18 protein-coding genes are annotated in these 16031 nt (G+C 60.1%); 15 read left to right on the top strand and 3 right to left on the bottom strand.

What is annotated here, in order from left to right; genetic code table 11:
- Window positions 1-18 precede the first annotated feature (18 nt).
- From GDV60_RS09350 to GDV60_RS09340, 3 genes are all read left to right on the top strand, one after another.
- Complete coding sequence (locus GDV60_RS09350; RefSeq protein WP_029300375.1) at window positions 19-450, top strand: MarR family winged helix-turn-helix transcriptional regulator; 432 nt, start codon at window positions 19-21, stop codon at window positions 448-450.
- A gap of 222 nt (window positions 451-672) precedes the next feature.
- The gene (locus GDV60_RS09345; protein WP_186350907.1) at window positions 673-2004 is read left to right on the top strand and encodes an NCS2 family permease; all 1332 of its coding nucleotides are present in this window, start codon (window positions 673-675) and stop codon (window positions 2002-2004) included.
- A gap of 63 nt (window positions 2005-2067) precedes the next feature.
- Window positions 2068-2694, top strand: a complete 627-nt coding sequence (locus GDV60_RS09340; RefSeq protein WP_032863245.1) for a LysE family translocator — start codon at window positions 2068-2070, stop codon at window positions 2692-2694.
- A 225-nt stretch (window positions 2695-2919) separates the two neighbouring features.
- Here the strand turns inward: GDV60_RS09340 and uraH are convergent, their stop codons facing one another.
- Window positions 2920-3273: a hydroxyisourate hydrolase gene (gene uraH, locus GDV60_RS09335; protein WP_092235056.1), complete on the bottom strand. Its 354-nt coding sequence runs from the start codon at window positions 3271-3273 to the stop codon at window positions 2920-2922.
- Between the two features lie 419 nt (window positions 3274-3692).
- Between uraH and puuE the strand changes: the two genes are divergently transcribed.
- From puuE to GDV60_RS09295, 8 genes are all read left to right on the top strand, one after another.
- Entirely contained in the window at window positions 3693-4619 is a 927-nt protein-coding gene (gene puuE / locus GDV60_RS09330; RefSeq protein WP_029300381.1) for an allantoinase PuuE, read from the top strand.
- Window positions 4616-5131, top strand: a complete 516-nt coding sequence (uraD, locus tag GDV60_RS09325) for a 2-oxo-4-hydroxy-4-carboxy-5-ureidoimidazoline decarboxylase (RefSeq protein ID WP_029300384.1) — start codon at window positions 4616-4618, stop codon at window positions 5129-5131. The genes puuE and uraD overlap by 4 nt, the downstream gene beginning before the upstream one ends.
- Before the next feature lie 41 nt (window positions 5132-5172).
- Window positions 5173-6168: an allantoicase gene (gene alc, locus GDV60_RS09320; protein ID WP_159906935.1), complete on the top strand. Its 996-nt coding sequence runs from the start codon at window positions 5173-5175 to the stop codon at window positions 6166-6168.
- A 120-nt stretch (window positions 6169-6288) separates the two neighbouring features.
- The gene (locus GDV60_RS09315; RefSeq protein WP_029300388.1) at window positions 6289-6792 is read left to right on the top strand and encodes an ureidoglycolate lyase; all 504 of its coding nucleotides are present in this window, start codon (window positions 6289-6291) and stop codon (window positions 6790-6792) included.
- Window positions 6793-6843: 51 nt separating this feature from the next.
- A complete protein-coding gene (locus GDV60_RS09310; RefSeq protein WP_029300390.1) occupies window positions 6844-8142 on the top strand; it encodes a urate hydroxylase PuuD in 1299 nt (432 codons plus the stop codon).
- Window positions 8143-8339: 197 nt separating this feature from the next.
- Complete coding sequence (locus tag GDV60_RS09305; RefSeq protein WP_029300392.1) at window positions 8340-9683, top strand: nucleobase:cation symporter-2 family protein; 1344 nt, start codon at window positions 8340-8342, stop codon at window positions 9681-9683.
- Between the two features lie 44 nt (window positions 9684-9727).
- Window positions 9728-10123, top strand: a complete 396-nt coding sequence (locus tag GDV60_RS09300; RefSeq protein WP_133714268.1) for a hypothetical protein — start codon at window positions 9728-9730, stop codon at window positions 10121-10123.
- Complete coding sequence (locus tag GDV60_RS09295; protein ID WP_029300394.1) at window positions 10120-10905, top strand: outer membrane protein OmpK; 786 nt, start codon at window positions 10120-10122, stop codon at window positions 10903-10905. Before GDV60_RS09300 ends, GDV60_RS09295 begins: the two co-directional genes overlap by 4 nt.
- Before the next feature lie 63 nt (window positions 10906-10968).
- Here the strand turns inward: GDV60_RS09295 and GDV60_RS09290 are convergent, their stop codons facing one another.
- Both GDV60_RS09290 and GDV60_RS09285 read right to left on the bottom strand, forming a co-directional pair.
- The gene (locus GDV60_RS09290; RefSeq protein ID WP_029300396.1) at window positions 10969-12123 is read right to left on the bottom strand and encodes a patatin-like phospholipase family protein; all 1155 of its coding nucleotides are present in this window, start codon (window positions 12121-12123) and stop codon (window positions 10969-10971) included.
- A 34-nt stretch (window positions 12124-12157) separates the two neighbouring features.
- The gene (locus GDV60_RS09285) at window positions 12158-13090 is read right to left on the bottom strand and encodes a lipid A biosynthesis lauroyl acyltransferase (protein ID WP_029300398.1); all 933 of its coding nucleotides are present in this window, start codon (window positions 13088-13090) and stop codon (window positions 12158-12160) included.
- A gap of 117 nt (window positions 13091-13207) precedes the next feature.
- Here GDV60_RS09285 and minC point away from each other — a divergent pair, with 117 nt between their 5' ends.
- From minC to GDV60_RS09265, 4 genes are all read left to right on the top strand, one after another.
- Window positions 13208-13945: a septum site-determining protein MinC gene (gene minC, locus GDV60_RS09280; protein ID WP_038447253.1), complete on the top strand. Its 738-nt coding sequence runs from the start codon at window positions 13208-13210 to the stop codon at window positions 13943-13945.
- A 201-nt stretch (window positions 13946-14146) separates the two neighbouring features.
- Window positions 14147-14959: a septum site-determining protein MinD gene (gene minD, locus GDV60_RS09275; RefSeq protein WP_092235041.1), complete on the top strand. Its 813-nt coding sequence runs from the start codon at window positions 14147-14149 to the stop codon at window positions 14957-14959.
- A gap of 3 nt (window positions 14960-14962) precedes the next feature.
- Window positions 14963-15217, top strand: coding sequence for a cell division topological specificity factor MinE (gene minE, locus GDV60_RS09270; protein WP_003175252.1), 255 nt, complete (start codon window positions 14963-14965; stop codon window positions 15215-15217).
- Between the two features lie 91 nt (window positions 15218-15308).
- Window positions 15309-15944, top strand: a complete 636-nt coding sequence (locus tag GDV60_RS09265; protein WP_029300403.1) for an RluA family pseudouridine synthase — start codon at window positions 15309-15311, stop codon at window positions 15942-15944.
- The last annotated feature ends 87 nt before the right edge of the window (window positions 15945-16031 follow it).

The raw sequence follows: 16031 nt of genomic DNA, 5'->3' as shown, positions 1-16031 counted from the left end.
CAAGGTAGATACGTCAATATGCTTGACCTTAAAAACCAGACTTCGCAGCAAGCCGCCATGGAAGCGTTTTTCTTCGGCTACCAGGCCTTCACCGCCAAGGCCGACGCAATGCTGGAGCGTCGGGGCTTGAGCCGGGTGCATCAGCGCATCGTGTTTTTTATCGCCCGCTACCCCGCCTTGAGCGTCAAGCAACTGCTGGAGCTGTTGGGGGTGAGCAAGCAGGCGCTGAACATGCCGCTGCGCCAATTGCAGGAAATGCAGCTGGTCGACAGCGTTGCCTCGGACGCTGACAAACGTAAGCGCCTGTTGCACTTGACCGAAGAAGGCCAGCGCTTCGAACAGTCCTTGCGCCGCGAACAAGTCAAGCTGCTGCAGCACGCCTTCGCCGAGGCCGGTGAAGAGGCGGTGATGGGTTGGCTGGCAGTGAACAAGGCCCTGACCCTGCCTTGAAATTGGCCTTTCATCTTTTTTGCACACATAATCGCAAACATTATTTGCTTTCTTTGTATACAAAAGCATAATTCGCTTCGTGCGAGTTCCTGACCTAATGGTCAACAAAGCCCGCTGGTACCTCAAAGCACCGCTGCCCACCCCAGTGTCCGGTGCTGGAAATAACAATAAAACTCTTGAGGAGTACTTGCTGTGGAAAGCCATAAATCCGACGCCCCGACCCTGGACCTCAGTCCGCCCCACCTTTCGACCGCAAAGCAGGGCTGGCTGGAACGCCTGTTCAAACTCAGCTTGCATGGCACCACAGTGAAGACCGAACTGATCGCCGGCCTCACGACGTTTATCACCATGGCCTACATCATCTTCGTCAACCCCAACATCATGGCCGACGCGGGCATCGACCACGGCGCCGCCTTTGTCGCGACGTGCATCGCCGCAGCCCTCGGCTGCCTGTTGATGGGCCTGTACGCCAACTGGCCTGTAGGCCTGGCGCCGGGCATGGGTTTGAATGCGTTCTTTACCTACACCGTGGTCGGCACCATGGGCTACACCTGGGAGACCGCGCTGGGTGCGGTGTTTATCTCCGGCGTGCTGTTCATGATCCTGACGCTGTCGCGCATCCGCGAATGGCTGCTCAACAGCATTCCGGTAAGCCTGCGCCACGCCATGGGCGCCGGGGTGGGTCTATTCCTGGGGGTGATCGGCCTGAAAACCGCCGGCATCATCGTGGCCAGCCCCGCCACCCTGATCAAGCTTGGCTCCCTGCATGAACCGGCCCCGCTGTTGGCGGCCGTGTGCTTCCTGCTGATCGCGATCCTCAGTTACCACCGGGTATTCGGCGCGATCCTGATCAGCATCATTGCGGTCACCCTGGCCGGCTGGGGCCTGGGCCTGGTGCAGTACCAGGGCATCGTCGCCGCCCCGCCGAGCCTGGCGCCGACCTGGATGGCGATGGACGTGATGGGCGTGTTCAACGTCAGCATGATCAGTGTGGTATTCGCCTTCCTGTTTGTGCACATGTTCGACACCGCCGGCACCCTGATGGGCGTTGCCCAGCGGGCGGGCCTGGTCAATGCCGACGGCAAGATCGAGAACCTGTCGCGGGCCTTGAAAGCCGACAGTGCTTCGAGCGTGTTTGGCGCAGTGGTCGGTGTACCGCCCGTGACCAGTTATGTGGAAAGCGCCGCGGGCGTGGCGGCCGGTGGGCGCACCGGACTTACGGCCGTGACCGTGGGCGTGCTGTTTGTAGCGGCGATGTTTTTCGCCCCACTGGCAGGCATGATTCCTGCGTATGCCACGGCCGGTGCGCTGATTTATGTGGCGATGCTGATGATGAGCGGCATGGCCCATATCGAATGGGACGACGCCACCGACAGCATTCCGGCGATTGTCACGGCAATCATGATGCCCCTGACCTTCTCGGTCGCCGACGGCATCGCGCTGGGCTTTATCACTTACGTGGCCCTCAAGGCCGGCACGGGCAAGTACAAGCAGATTTCCATCAGTCTGTGGGTGCTGTGCGCGATTTTCATCGCCAAGTTTATCTTCCTGTAACTCGGAAGCCGGCGAAAACCGCCTCACCCTTGGGTGGGGCTTTTGCATGTATGGAGGAATGTAATGAGCGTGGAAACCTGGCTGCTGTTCAGCGGCGCTGCTTTGATCGTGATCCTGATTCCGGGGCCGCTGTCGCTGCTGATGATCAGCAACAGCCTGAACTACGGCCTGCGCCGTTCGTACCCGGCGTTTCTTGGCGGGGTGTTTGCCTCGATCTGCCTGTTGAGCGCCTCGGCCCTGGGCCTGGGGGCCTTGTTGCTGGCGTCGGAGCAGTTGTTCAGCGCCTTGAAGATCGTCGGTGCGCTGTATCTGTTCTACCTCGCGTGGCAGAGCTGGCAGCAATCGCGCCTGCCGTCCCAGGGCGCCGTGGTGCCGGACGCAGCCCCCGTGCCGCGTTTTCGTGCACTGTTTGGCCGGGCTTTTGTGCTGGGCGCCAGCAACCCCAAGGACATTCTGTTTTTCGCCGCCTTCCTGCCGCAGTTTCTCAGCAGCCAGCAGCCGTTCCTGCCGCAACTGCTGATCATGATCGCCACCTGGACCGTGCTTGACCTGCTATGCAAGCTGGCCTACGGCCTGGGTGCCCACGGCGCAGCGCGCTACCTGCGCACCGGCAAGGGCCAGAGCTGGTTCAACCGCTTCAGTGCCGGGCTGTTTGGCAGCGCCGGGGCGGCATCGCTGCTCAGGGGCTAGTGGCTTCCTGACGCCGTGTAGGAGCGAGCTTGTCTCCGGGCGGCGCTCCGACGAAGAGCTTGAGAGCAGCGCGTGTAGCCAGACAACACGCGTTATCGTTGACGTTTTTCGTCGGAGCGCCGCCCGGAGTCAAGCTCGCTCCTACAGAGCGGGCAAAAAAAAGCCCGCAGTGTGAGCGGGCGAAACCAACGAAGAGCATTTGAGGGGGTGAAGCGAGGCGACGACTCAGCTACCGCGGTAGGTAGAGTAGCTGTAGGGCGAAATCAGCAGCGGCACATGGTAGTGATCCTGTTCGGCACTGATGCCAAAACGCAGCACTACCACATCGAGAAACGCCGGTTCCGGCAGTTGCACACCACGGGCGCGATAGTAATCCCCGGCACTGAACTGCAACTGGTAGACCCCACTGCGGTAGTCGTCACCTTGCAGCAGTGGTGCGTCGCAACGGCCGTCGCTGTTGGTCAGGGCGCTGGCGACCAGCTCCAGTTGCGCGCCTTCGACGCGGTACAGTTCAACCTTGATGGCGCTGCCTGGGCAGCCGTGGGCGGCGTCCAGTACGTGTGTGGTCAGTCGTCCCATGGATTGGAGCTCCCGTGTCATCGATTAATAAGAGGCCGCACCTTTGTGGGGCGTTGAAAAAGCCGGCGATGGCTGATTAAGACACTTTTCAAAAAAATTGTACACAATAAATTCAACAACCCCCCTCTTCCCCAATGGGCACTGGCTTGCCGGCGATGACGGTGTATCTGCAAGCAGTGCGGTTACAGGAAGATCGCTATCGCAGGCAAGCCCGCTCCTACACTGAAGCGGTGCCGCAGGTTTTTGAGATTTAGTTGACCGGTCGGGCAAGTTTCTTGCAAGGACAGGCCGGCACGACCACTTGGAAAAAATGCAGAAATACAGGCTTACAAAGTGACCATTAAGTTGTATACAATCAGCCCATCGCTGTGACGCAACGGCCGCCACACCATCGATCACGAACAAGAAGGAAGACTGCAGTGAGCGCTGACTACCCACGCGACCTGATCGGTTACGGCAGTAACCCACCGCACCCTCACTGGCCGGGCAAGGCGCGTATCGCCCTGTCGTTCGTACTCAATTACGAAGAAGGCGGTGAGCGCAATATCCTGCACGGCGACAAAGAGTCGGAAGCCTTCCTCTCGGAAATGGTCTCGGCCCAGCCGCTGCAAGGCGCGCGCAACATGAGCATGGAGTCGCTGTACGAATACGGCAGCCGTGCCGGCGTGTGGCGCATCCTCAAGCTGTTCAAGGAATTCGACATTCCGCTGACCATCTTCGCCGTGGCCATGGCCGCCCAGCGTCACCCCGATGTAATCCGTGCGATGGTCGCCGCCGGTCACGAGATTTGCAGCCACGGCTACCGCTGGATCGACTACCAGTACATGGATGAGGCCCAGGAGCGCGAGCACATGCTCGAAGCCATCCGCATCCTTACCGAGCTGACCGGCGAGCGCCCACTGGGCTGGTACACCGGGCGCACCGGCCCGAATACGCGGCGGCTGGTGATGGAAGAAGGTGGCTTCCTGTATGACTGCGACACCTACGACGACGACCTGCCCTACTGGGAACCGAACAACCCGACCGGCAAGGCGCACCTGGTGATCCCCTACACCCTGGACACCAATGACATGCGCTTCACCCAGGTCCAGGGTTTCAACAAGGGCGACGACTTTTTCGAGTACCTCAAGGACGCGTTCGATGTGCTGTATGCCGAAGGTGCCGAGGCGCCGAAGATGCTGTCCATCGGCCTGCATTGCCGCCTGATCGGCCGCCCGGCGCGCCTGGCCGCACTCAAGCGCTTTATCGAATACGCCAAGGGCCATGACCAGGTGTGGTTCACCCGCCGCGTCGACATTGCCCGCCACTGGCATGACGTACACCCTTTCCAGGGAGCCGCCAAATGACTGCTTTCCAAACCTTGAAGCCATCGGCCCTCAGCCGCGACGAATTTGTCGCAGCCTTCGCCGATATCTATGAACACTCGCCATGGGTGGCCGAAAAGGCCTTCGACCTGGGCCAGGACGCCTCGATCGATGAGATCGAAACCCTGCACCAGCGCATGAGCGATATCCTATTGAGCGCCGATCACACCAGGCAACTGGCCCTGATCAACGCTCACCCGGACCTGGCCGGCAAAGCTGCCGTCCAGGGCCAACTGACCGAAGCCAGTACCCATGAACAAGCTGGCGCCGGTATCCACCAATGCTCGAGCGACGAGTTTTCGCGCTTCACCGAGCTGAACGACGCCTACAAGGCCAAGTTCAAGTTTCCCTTCATCATGGCGGTAAAAGGCAGCAACCGGCATCAGATCCTCGCCGCGTTTGAAACGCGCATCCACAACCCGGTCGAGACCGAGTTCAAGTGCGCACTGGCAGAGATCAACAAGATCGCGTTGTTCCGTTTATTGACCCTCTAAACGACCATCCCCAGCCACTCTATCTAAGGCAGACAAGAAGAATGAAAGCTTACGCCGTACCTTTCGAGAAGTTCGTCAACCTGGCCGACGCCCGCCTGGGCACCAAGATCATCTCCGTGACTGATGACTGGTTCGCCGACGCCAACCGACTGTTCCAGCCGACCCCGGCCGTATGGAAGGAGGGCGTTTTCGATGATAACGGCAAGTGGATGGACGGCTGGGAGTCACGCCGCAAGCGCTTCGAAGGCTTCGACAGCGCGGTGATCCGCCTGGGCGTACCGGGCTCGATCAAGGGCGTGGACATCGACACTTCATTCTTCACCGGCAACTTCCCGCCATCGGCGTCCCTGGAAGGTTGCTTCCTGGTGTCGGGCGAGCCCGATGACAACACCCAGTGGGTCGAAGTGTTGTCTGCCGTAGAGTTGCAGGGCAACAGCCATCATTTCCACGAAATCAACAACGACCAGGCATTCAGCCACCTGCGCTTCAACATCTATCCCGATGGTGGCGTAGCGCGTCTGCGGGTGTACGGCATTCCGTTCCGCGACTGGTCGGCCGTGGGCGACAACGAACAAGTGGACCTGGCCTCCTCCCTCAATGGCGGCCGCGCACTGGCCTGCTCCGACGAACACTTCGGGCGCATGGGCAACATCCTCAACCCGGGCCGTGGCATCAACATGGGCGATGGCTGGGAAACCGCGCGTCGTCGCACACCTGGCAATGACTGGGTGATCGTCGCGCTGGGGCATGCCGGCGAGATCGAGAAAGTGGTGGTCGACACCCTGCACTTCAAGGGCAACTACCCGGACACGTGCTCGATCCAGGGCGCGTTCGTCAAAGGCGGCACTGACAGCCAGATCGAGACCCAATCGCTGTTCTGGCGCGAACTGCTGCCGGCTCAGAAACTGGAAATGCACGCCGAACACACCTTCGCCGAGCAGATCAAGGCACTGGGCCCGATCACCCACATCCGCCTCAACGTATTCCCGGATGGTGGTGTAAGCCGCCTGCGGGTGTTCGGCAAGGTTTCGAAGTAAGCGGTGATGCCATTCGCGAGCAAGCCCGCTCCCACAGGGGAATGCATTCCAAATGTGGGAGCGGGCTTGCTCGCGAAGGCGCCAGAACAAACAACAAAGAATCCGGATAAGAAGACAGCCATGCGCACACTGATGATCGAACCCTTGACCAAAGAAGCCTTCGCCCCTTTCGGAGACGTTATCGAAACCGATGGCAGCGATCACTTCATGATCAACAACGGCTCGACCATGCGCTTTCATAAACTGGCGACGGTAGAAACCGCCACGCCAGAAGACCACGCCATCATCAGCATCTTCCGCGCCGATGCGCAGGACATGCCGCTGACCGTGTGCATGCTGGAAAGACACCCGCTGGGCAGCCAGGCCTTTATCCCGCTGCTCGGCAACCCCTTTCTGATCGTGGTCGCGCCGGTTGGCGATGAACCTGTATCAGGCTTGGTCCGCGCCTTCGTCACCAACGGCAGGCAGGGCATTAATTACCATCGCGGCGTCTGGCACCACCCGGTGCTGACGATCGAAAAGCGGGATGACTTCCTGGTGGTTGATCGCAGTGGCACAGGCAATAACTGCGATGAGCATTTTTTCAAAGAGGATGAGCGGTTGATCCTTGCCCCCCACCAATAAGAGAAGGTCCGATCACCCGACAACAAGGGTGACGGGCGAGAGGTAAAGACTGTGGAAGCACATCTGTTGGAATGGCTGAACCTAAGCGTGCGCTGGGTTCATATGATCACTGGCGTGGCCTGGATCGGTGCGTCTTTCTATTTCGTATGGCTGGAAAACAACCTGAACCGCGTCAACCCCAAAAGTGGCCTGGCTGGCGATTTATGGGCGATCCACGGTGGCGGTATCTACCACCTGGAAAAATACAAACTGGCCCCACCGACCATGCCGGACAACCTGCACTGGTTCAAATGGGAAGCCTATTTCACCTGGATGTCGGGCGTCGCGCTGCTGTGCGTGGTGTTCTACCTCAACCCGACGCTGTACCTGCTCGCCCCCGGCAGCAGCCTCAGCGGTACCGAAGGCGTGTTGCTGGGCATAGGCTCACTGTTCGCCGGCTGGTTCATCTACTCCTTTCTGTGCGACTCGGCCCTGGGCAAACGCCCTGCCCTGCTCGGCTTTATCCTGTTCGTCCTGTTGATCGGCGCCGCCTACGGCTTCAGCAAGGTGTTCAGCGGCCGCGGTGCGTACCTGCATGTGGGTGCGATCATCGGCACCATCATGGTCGGCAACGTGTTCCGTATCATCATGCCGGCCCAGCGTGCGCTAGTGGCAGCGATTGCGGAAAACCGCACCCCAGACCCGGCACTGCCGGCCAAGGGCCTGCTGCGCTCGCGTCACAACAACTACTTCACCCTGCCGGTGCTGTTCATCATGATCAGCAACCACTTCCCGAGCACCTACGGCAGCCAGTACAACTGGTTGATCCTGGCCGGGATCGCGGTGGCGGCGGTATTGGTACGGCACTACTTCAACACCCGGCATGACAGCCAGAAATACGCGTGGACCCTACCGGTCGGCGCCCTGGCGATGATCTGCCTGGCCTATGTCACCGGTCCTAAACCCGTGGCGACCACACCGGACGTGGCCAAGGCGCCAGCAGCGATCGAGTACCAGCCATTGCCGGAAACCGCATTGGGTGGCGGCCTCAAGCCAGCAGCTCCCGCCGCGCCAGCACCAGCGGCACAAGCGCCTGCGGCCCAGGCCTCGACGGATTTTGGCAAGGTGCACAGCGTGATCGAAGAGCGTTGCACCGTGTGCCATTCGGCCAAGCCCACCAGCCCGCTGTTCAGCACCGCGCCGGCCGGGGTGATGTTCGATACCCCGGCGCAGATCCAGCAGCAGGCGGCGCGCATTCAAGCGCAGGCGGTGGCCAGCCAGATCATGCCATTGGGCAACATTACCCAGATGACCCAGCAGGAGCGGGAGTTGATTGGCAGTTGGATCAATCAGGGGGCCCGCACTAACTGACAGCCTGACGCAAATCCAAAATGTGGGAGCGGGCTTGCTCGCGAATGCGGTGTGTCATTCAACCCTTAAGGTGACTGAGCCGCCGTTTTCGCGAGCAAGCCCGCTCCCACAGGGGATCTGCGGTGATTTTGAGATCGAGCTCCAAATGGCAATTGACTGCCAAACAACACAAAAATAAAAAAGATTCGAGGTGTTGCATGTCCCAGTTAGAAACGCAGATTCCTGCCGCGCCCGCCATGGTGCGGCTTCCACTTTTGCAACTGATCCTGGTAGGCCTGCAACATGTACTGCTGATGTACGGCGGCGCGGTGGCCGTACCGCTGATCATCGGACAAGCCGCGGGCTTGAGCCGTGAAGAAATCGCCTTTTTGATCAACGCCGACCTGTTGGTGGCGGGGATCGCCACCATGGTCCAGTCGTTTGGCATCGGCCCGCTGGGTATCCGCATGCCGGTGATGATGGGCGCCAGTTTCGCCGCCGTCGGCAGCATGGTCGCCATGGCCGGCATGCCAGGTATCGGCCTGCAAGGGATTTTTGGCGCGACCATCGCCGCCGGGTTCTTTGGCATGGTCATCGCCCCATTCATGTCCAAGGTGGTGCGCTTCTTCCCACCTCTGGTGACCGGTACCGTGATTACGGCTATCGGTCTTTCGTTGTTTCCTGTCGCGGTGAACTGGGCCGGCGGTGGCGCTACCGCTGTGCAATTCGGCTCGCCGATCTATCTGGCCATCGCCGGCCTGGTGCTCGCCACCATCTTGCTGATCAACCGTTTTATGCGTGGCTTCTGGGTCAATATCTCGGTACTGATCGGCATGGCCCTGGGCTACGCCTTGTGTGGATTGCTCGGTATGGTCGACCTCGGCGGCCTGGAGCAGGCGCCGTGGCTGCAGGTGGTCACACCGCTGCACTTCGGTATGCCCACGTTCGAGTTGGCGCCAATTCTGTCGATGTGCCTGGTGGTGGTGATTATCTTTGTCGAGTCCACCGGCATGTTCCTCGCGCTGGGCAAGATCACCGGCCAGGAAGTCACCCCGAAAATGCTGCGGCGCGGCCTGCTGTGCGATGCCGGGGCGTCGTTTTTCGCCGGGTTCTTCAACACCTTCACCCACTCCTCTTTCGCCCAGAACATCGGCCTGGTACAGATGACCGGTGTGCGCTGCCGCTCGGTGACGATCATGGCGGGGGCCTTTCTGATTGTCCTCAGCCTGCTGCCCAAGGCCGCATTCCTGGTGGCTTCGATCCCTCCTGCGGTACTGGGCGGTGCGGCTATCGCAATGTTTGGCATGGTGGCGGCGACCGGGATCAAGATCCTGCAGGAAGCCGACATCGCCGACCGTCGCAACCAGTTGCTGGTAGCGGTCAGTATCGGCATGGGCCTGATCCCCGTGGTGCGCCCGGAGTTCTTCGCCCAGTTGCCCTTGTGGATGAGCCCGATTACACACAGTGGCATCGCCATGGCCACGCTCAGTGCGTTGTCGCTGAACGTGCTGTTTAACATTCTGGGCGGCTCAGAACGCCCCGCAGTCGCCCATACGCATTGATTCCTTCGTTACTACAAAAATAACAACGAACAGGGAACACCAACATGCACACCACCAACTTGGGGCTGGCCACACGCCGTGCCCCATTCTCGCCCCCTGCGCTCTTTTACAGCGCACTTGAGCACAGGCTCTGGAGCCAGTATTCTCCGCGCCCGCTCGAATCGACTCAAAAAAAAACAGCGAATGTAAAAGCTGACTTAAAGGCCAACTTATCCCGGCCTTATGTCTGCTGCCAAAGTGCGCAAAAGTCCTCTGAACCCGACTGCATCCCATGCAGCCGGCGGGGATTTTTTGGCTTTTCAAACACTTTGGCGCAGCTCTTGCTAAAAGCATTAAAGCTGACCGAACAGACGATTTTTGCAGCGAACCAAAAGGCGCCACACCAGAGCGCCTGCGTAGAAGAAAAACCACAAAACTTTAGCTCGGGAGCAACCGAATGAAACGTACCGTGAACAGCCTGATATTGGCCGGATCCCTGTTGGCCGGGGGCCAAGCAATAGCGGGTGACCTGTTGCAGTGGCAGAACAACAGCCTGACTTACCTGTGGGGCAAGAACTTCAAAGTCAACCCAGAGATCCAGCAAACCGTTACCTTCGAACATGCCGATGCCTGGAAGTACGGCGACAACTTCTTCTTCCTCGACCGCATCTTTTACAACGGCAAGGAAGACGGCAACGTCGGCCCCAATACTTACTACGGCGAGTTCAGCCCGCGGCTGTCGTTTGGCAAGATCTTCGATAAAGACTTGTCCTTCGGCCCGATCAAAGATGTATTGCTGGCGTTCACCTACGAGTTCGGCGAAGGCGACAACGAGTCGTACTTGGTCGGCCCGGCGTTCGACTTGAACATCCCTGGCTTTGACTACTTCCAGTTGAACTTCTATCAGCGCCAGACCGAAGGCAATCGCCCGGGTGATGGCGTATGGCAGATCACCCCGGTCTGGTCCTACACCATTCCAGTGGGCAACTCCGATGTGCTGATCGACGGTTTCATGGACTGGGTGGTGGATAACGACAAGAACGCCCGTGGCACTTACCACGCCAACCTGCACTTCAACCCACAGGTCAAATATGACCTGGGCAAGGCCATGAGCTGGGGCGCCAAGCAGTTGTATGTGGGTTTTGAATACGACTACTGGAAGAACAAGTACGGGATCCAGGACAGCGGCGCGTTCGAGACCAACCAGGACACGGCGAGCCTGTTGGTCAAGTACCACTTCTAAAGCCAACCCCGGCCTCCCCTGTGGGAGCGGGCTTGCCCGCTCCACACAAGCCCGCGCCCCGATTCAGTTCGGGGTCAAGCCCAGGAACCGCTGCAACTCTTCACGCTTGGCCAGCGCATCGCGCCGGCCCAACTCGATCAACTCACTGCAATATCCCGCCTCGAACAGCAGATAGCTGAGTACCCCCGCCCCGCTGGTCTTGGTCGCCCCTGGCCCACGCAAAAACAGACGCAACGCCGCCGGCAGTTCCTGGCGATGGCGTGCCGCGATTTCATCGATGGGTTGGCTGGGCGCAATCACCAGTACTTCAACCGGTGCAAGACCGCGCGCAGCGCTGTTGGCCGGTTGCAGATGGCTGAACTGGTTGAGGCGCTCCAGTAACTCGATGTCACTCTCCAGGCTGTCAATGAACGTGCTGTTGAGCATATGCCCACCGATCTGCGCCAGGGTCGGCTCCTGGCCGGTGTAGGTGCGCTGCTGCGGCACCGAGGGGTCCGGGGAACGCGGGTTGCCACTGACACCCACCACCAGTACCCGGCTGGCCCCCAGGTGCAACGCCGGGCTGATCGGCGCTGATTGGCGGACGGCGCCATCGCCAAAATATTCCTGATCGAGTTTGACCGGGGCAAACAGCAATGGAATCGCCGAACTGGCCAGCAGGTGCTCCACGGTCAGTTCCGTGGGCAAACCAATGCGCCGGTGGCGCAACCAGGCGTCGATGGTGCCGCCGCCCTGATAGAACGTCACCGCCTGCCCCGACTCATAGCCGAACGCCGTCACGGCGACGGCGTGCAGGTGTTTGTGGCGGATTGCCTCATTGATGCCTTCGAAATGCAGCTTTTCCTGCAGCAGTTCCCGCAGTGGAGAACTGTCGAGCAGTGCCACCGGCACTGGTGAGCCCAGGCCCAGCAAGCTGCGGGTCAGGAAGCGGCTGGCCTGGTGAATCACCCCCGGCCAGTCGCTGCGCAGCACCAAGTGGCTGCGAAAGCCCTGCCAGAATGCGGTGAGGCGCGCGATTGCTGCGCGAAAGTCCATGGCGCCGCTCGCCAGGCTCACCGCGTTGATCGCCCCGGCCGAGGTACCAACAATCACCGGGAAAGGGTTGGCAGCCCCTGGTGGCAACAGTTCGGCAATCGCCGCCAATACCCCCACCTGATACGCCGCACGCGCCCCGCCGCCGGAAAGAATCAAGCCTGTGACCGGTTCAGTTGGGCGCATTGCATAACTCCATGGGCGGGGACAATCCGTTTATTCAGCGGCGCTTTTCGTACAGCTTGGGTTCGCCCGGTGGCCGGCTCTTGAAGCGGCGATGAGCCCACAGGTATTGCTCGGGGCACTCGCGCACAGCGGTTTCCACCCATTGGTTGATACGCAGGCAATCGACTTCATCGGATTCGCCGGGGAAGTCGCTCAAAGGCGGATGAATCACCATGCGGTAGCCACTGCCATCGGCCAGGCGCTCCTGGGTAAACGGCACCACCAACGCCTTGCCCAGGCGCGCGAACTTGCTGGTGGCGGTGACTGTGGCGGCCTGGATGCCGAACAACGGCACAAAAATGCTCTGCTTGGCGCCATAGTCCTGGTCGGGCGCGTACCAGATCGCCCGGCCGGCGCGCAGCAGCTTGAGCATGCCACGCACGTCTTCGCGCTCTACCGCCAGGGAGTCGAGGTTGTGGCGCTCGCGGCCACGACGCTGAATAAAGTCGAACAACGGGTTGCCGTGCTCACGGTACATGCCATCGATGGTGTGCTTCTGCCCAAGCAAGGCCGCACCGATCTCCAGGGTGGTGAAATGCAGGGCCATGAGGATCACGCCCTTGCCTTCGCGTTGCGCCTGCTTGAGGTGCTCCAGCCCTTCGACATGGGCCAGGCGCGCCAGGCGCTGTTTGGACCACCACCAACTCATGGCCATCTCAAAGAAGGCGATACCGGTGGATGCAAAGTTTTCCTTGAGCAAATGTTTACGCTCCTGGGCGGACATTTGCGGGAAGCACAGTTCCAGGTTTCGCGCGGCAATGCGCCGGCGCTCACCGGCCACCCGGTACATAAACGCACCCAGCACACGACCAATTCCCAGCAGCACGCGGTATGGCAACTGGGTAATCAGCCACAGCACACCGAGCCCCAGCCATAGCAGCCAGAAACGCGGGTGAAAAAATACAGCTCGAAAACGCGGGCGATCCATTACAGATTCCGGTAAAGACAGGGCCGCGCATTCTACAACGGTTCGACCCGGCTTGCGGCTAGCGGTTGTTCTCGTTATAAGTCTCGACACTTTTCGTGACAAGCCGCTTTGCCGACCATGAGCCAAACCGAATCGCTAGACCAAGATCCCGTCTTCCAGCTCAAAGGCAGCATGCTCGCCATTACTGTGCTGGAACTGGCCCGTAACGACCTTGATGCCCTGGACCGCCAGCTCGCCGCCAAGGTCGCCCTGGCCCCGAATTTCTTCAACAACGCGCCGCTGGTGCTGGCCCTGGATAAATTGCCGGCTGGCCAGGGCGCGGTCGACCTGCCCGGGTTGATGCGTGTTTGCCGCCAGCATGGCCTGCGCACCCTGGCCATTCGCGCCAGCCGTATCGAAGACATCGCGGCCGCCATCGCCATTGAACTGCCAGTATTGCCACCGTCCGGCGCCCGCGAGCGTGTGCTCGACCCGGTGGAAGGTGAAGTGAAGAAAAAACCGGAAAAACCACCAGAGCCGACGATCAAGCCTACAAGGATCATCACCTCTCCCGTACGCGGCGGGCAGCAGATTTACGCCCAGGGCGGCGACCTGGTGGTGGTCGCTCCGGTCAGTCCCGGCGCGGAACTTCTCGCCGATGGCAACATCCATGTATACGGCCCAATGCGTGGCCGGGCACTGGCTGGAGTCAAGGGCGATACCAAGGCCCGGATTTTCTGCCAGCAATTGAGCGCTGAGCTGGTGTCCATCGCCGGCCAGTACAAGGTTTCGGAAGATTTGCGCCGTGATCCGCTGTGGGGGGCCGGGGTACAAGTCAGCCTGTCGGGCGATGTGTTGAACATCATCCGTCTTTAACGGATACTGCCGCATTTTCCAAGCATCTCTGGACTCTGATAGCACAGCGAAACCGGCAAGACTTGTGTAGGAATAATTGAAAGTTGGCGTTCTCCCTACGGGAGGCACATCTTTTTCCTACGAAGGCTGTCCGCCTGCAGCGAGTTTCAAGAGATGTTTTTCAGGGACTGAGAGGTCCTTTTTCCTTAGGGGTGAAACACCTTGGCCAAGATTCTCGTGGTTACATCCGGCAAGGGTGGTGTGGGTAAGACCACCACCAGCGCCGCTATCGGTACCGGCCTCGCTCTGCGCGGCCACAAGACAGTCATCGTCGACTTCGACGTCGGTTTGCGTAACCTCGACCTGATCATGGGCTGCGAACGCCGCGTGGTGTACGACTTCGTCAACGTGGTCAACGGCGAAGCCAACCTGCAACAGGCCCTGATCAAGGACAAGCGCCTTGAGAACCTGTATGTACTGGCCGCCAGCCAGACCCGTGACAAAGACGCGCTGACCAAAGAAGGCGTAGGCAAAGTTCTGGCCGAGCTGAAAGAAACCTTCGAATACGTGGTCTGCGATTCCCCGGCGGGTATCGAGACCGGCGCTCACCTGGCGATGTACTTCGCCGATGAAGCCATCGTCGTGACCAACCCGGAAGTGTCCTCGGTACGTGACTCGGACCGCATGCTCGGCCTGCTGGCCAGCAAGTCCAAGCGCGCCGAAGACAACCAGGACCCGATCAAGGAGCACCTGCTGCTCACCCGCTACAACCCTGAGCGTGTCAGCAATGGCGAAATGCTCGGCGTTGAAGACGTCAAGGAAATCCTCGCTGTGACCCTGCTGGGCGTGATCCCCGAATCCCAGGCCGTGCTCAAGGCTTCCAACCAGGGCGTACCGGTGATTCTCGACGACCAGAGCGACGCCGGCCAGGCGTACAGCGATGCTGTCGATCGCCTGCTGGGCAAGACCGTGGAACATCGCTTCCTCGATGTAAAGAAGAAGGGATTCTTCGAGCGTATCTTTGGAGGCAACTAAATAATGAAATTTCTCGACTTCTTTCGCGCCAACAAAAAGCCAAGCACCGCGTCGGTAGCGAAAGAGCGTCTACAGATCATCGTGGCGCACGAACGCGGCCAACGCAGCACCCCGGACTACCTGCCAGCCCTGCAGAAGGAGCTGGTTGAGGTGATCCGCAAGTACGTCAATATCGGCAACGATGACGTGCATGTCGCCCTGGAAAACGACGGCAGCTGCTCGATTCTGGAACTCAATATCACCCTGCCTGATCGTTGATCGAACAGGCGGTCGCCACGGCGGCTGCGCTACCCGCCCCTACAGGGGTGGTTGGCGCAGTCGCCGTTGGCGTTTGTTACGAGACTGTTTAATGCCGCTGTCCAATATTCATATCCTTCACCAGGATGACGCTGTCCTGGTGGTGAACAAGCCGACCCTGCTGCTCTCGGTGCCTGGTCGCGCCGACGACAACAAGGACTGCCTGATCACCCGCCTGCAAGAAAACGGTTATCCCGAGGCCCGCATCGTCCATCGCCTGGACTGGGAAACCTCGGGGATCATCCTGCTGGCCCGGGATGCCGACACCCACCGCGAACTGTCCCGCCAGTTTCACGACCGTGAAACCGAAAAAGCCTACACCGCTTTGTGCTGGGGCCAGCCGGATCTGGACAGCGGCAGCATCGACCTGCCCCTGCGCTACGACCCACCGACCAAGCCGCGCCATGTGGTGGACCATGAGTTCGGCAAGCACGCCCTGACCTTCTGGAAAGTCCTGGAGCGTTGCGGGGATTGGTGCCGGGTTGAGTTGACGCCGATTACCGGGCGTTCACACCAGTTGCGGGTCCACATGCTGTCCATCGGCCACCCGCTACTGGGCGATGGCTTGTATGCCCACGAACAGGCCCTGGCCGCCTGGCCGCGCCTGTGCCTGCACGCCAGCATGCTGAGTTTTACTCACCCGCAAAGCGGCGAGCGCCTGCGCTTCGAGTGCCCTGCACCGTTCTGAAATCGGTAACCCAATCAAAAATGTGGGAGCGGGCTTGCTCGCGAATACGTTGTGTCAGTCGCTGAATAAACTAACTGATCCACCGCA

The organism is Pseudomonas sp. DTU12.1 (assembly GCF_009873475.1).
Taxonomy (GTDB): domain Bacteria; phylum Pseudomonadota; class Gammaproteobacteria; order Pseudomonadales; family Pseudomonadaceae; genus Aquipseudomonas; species Aquipseudomonas proteolytica.
Note: the sequence above shows the minus strand (reverse complement) of the source record. Positions and strands in the feature narration are given on the sequence as shown.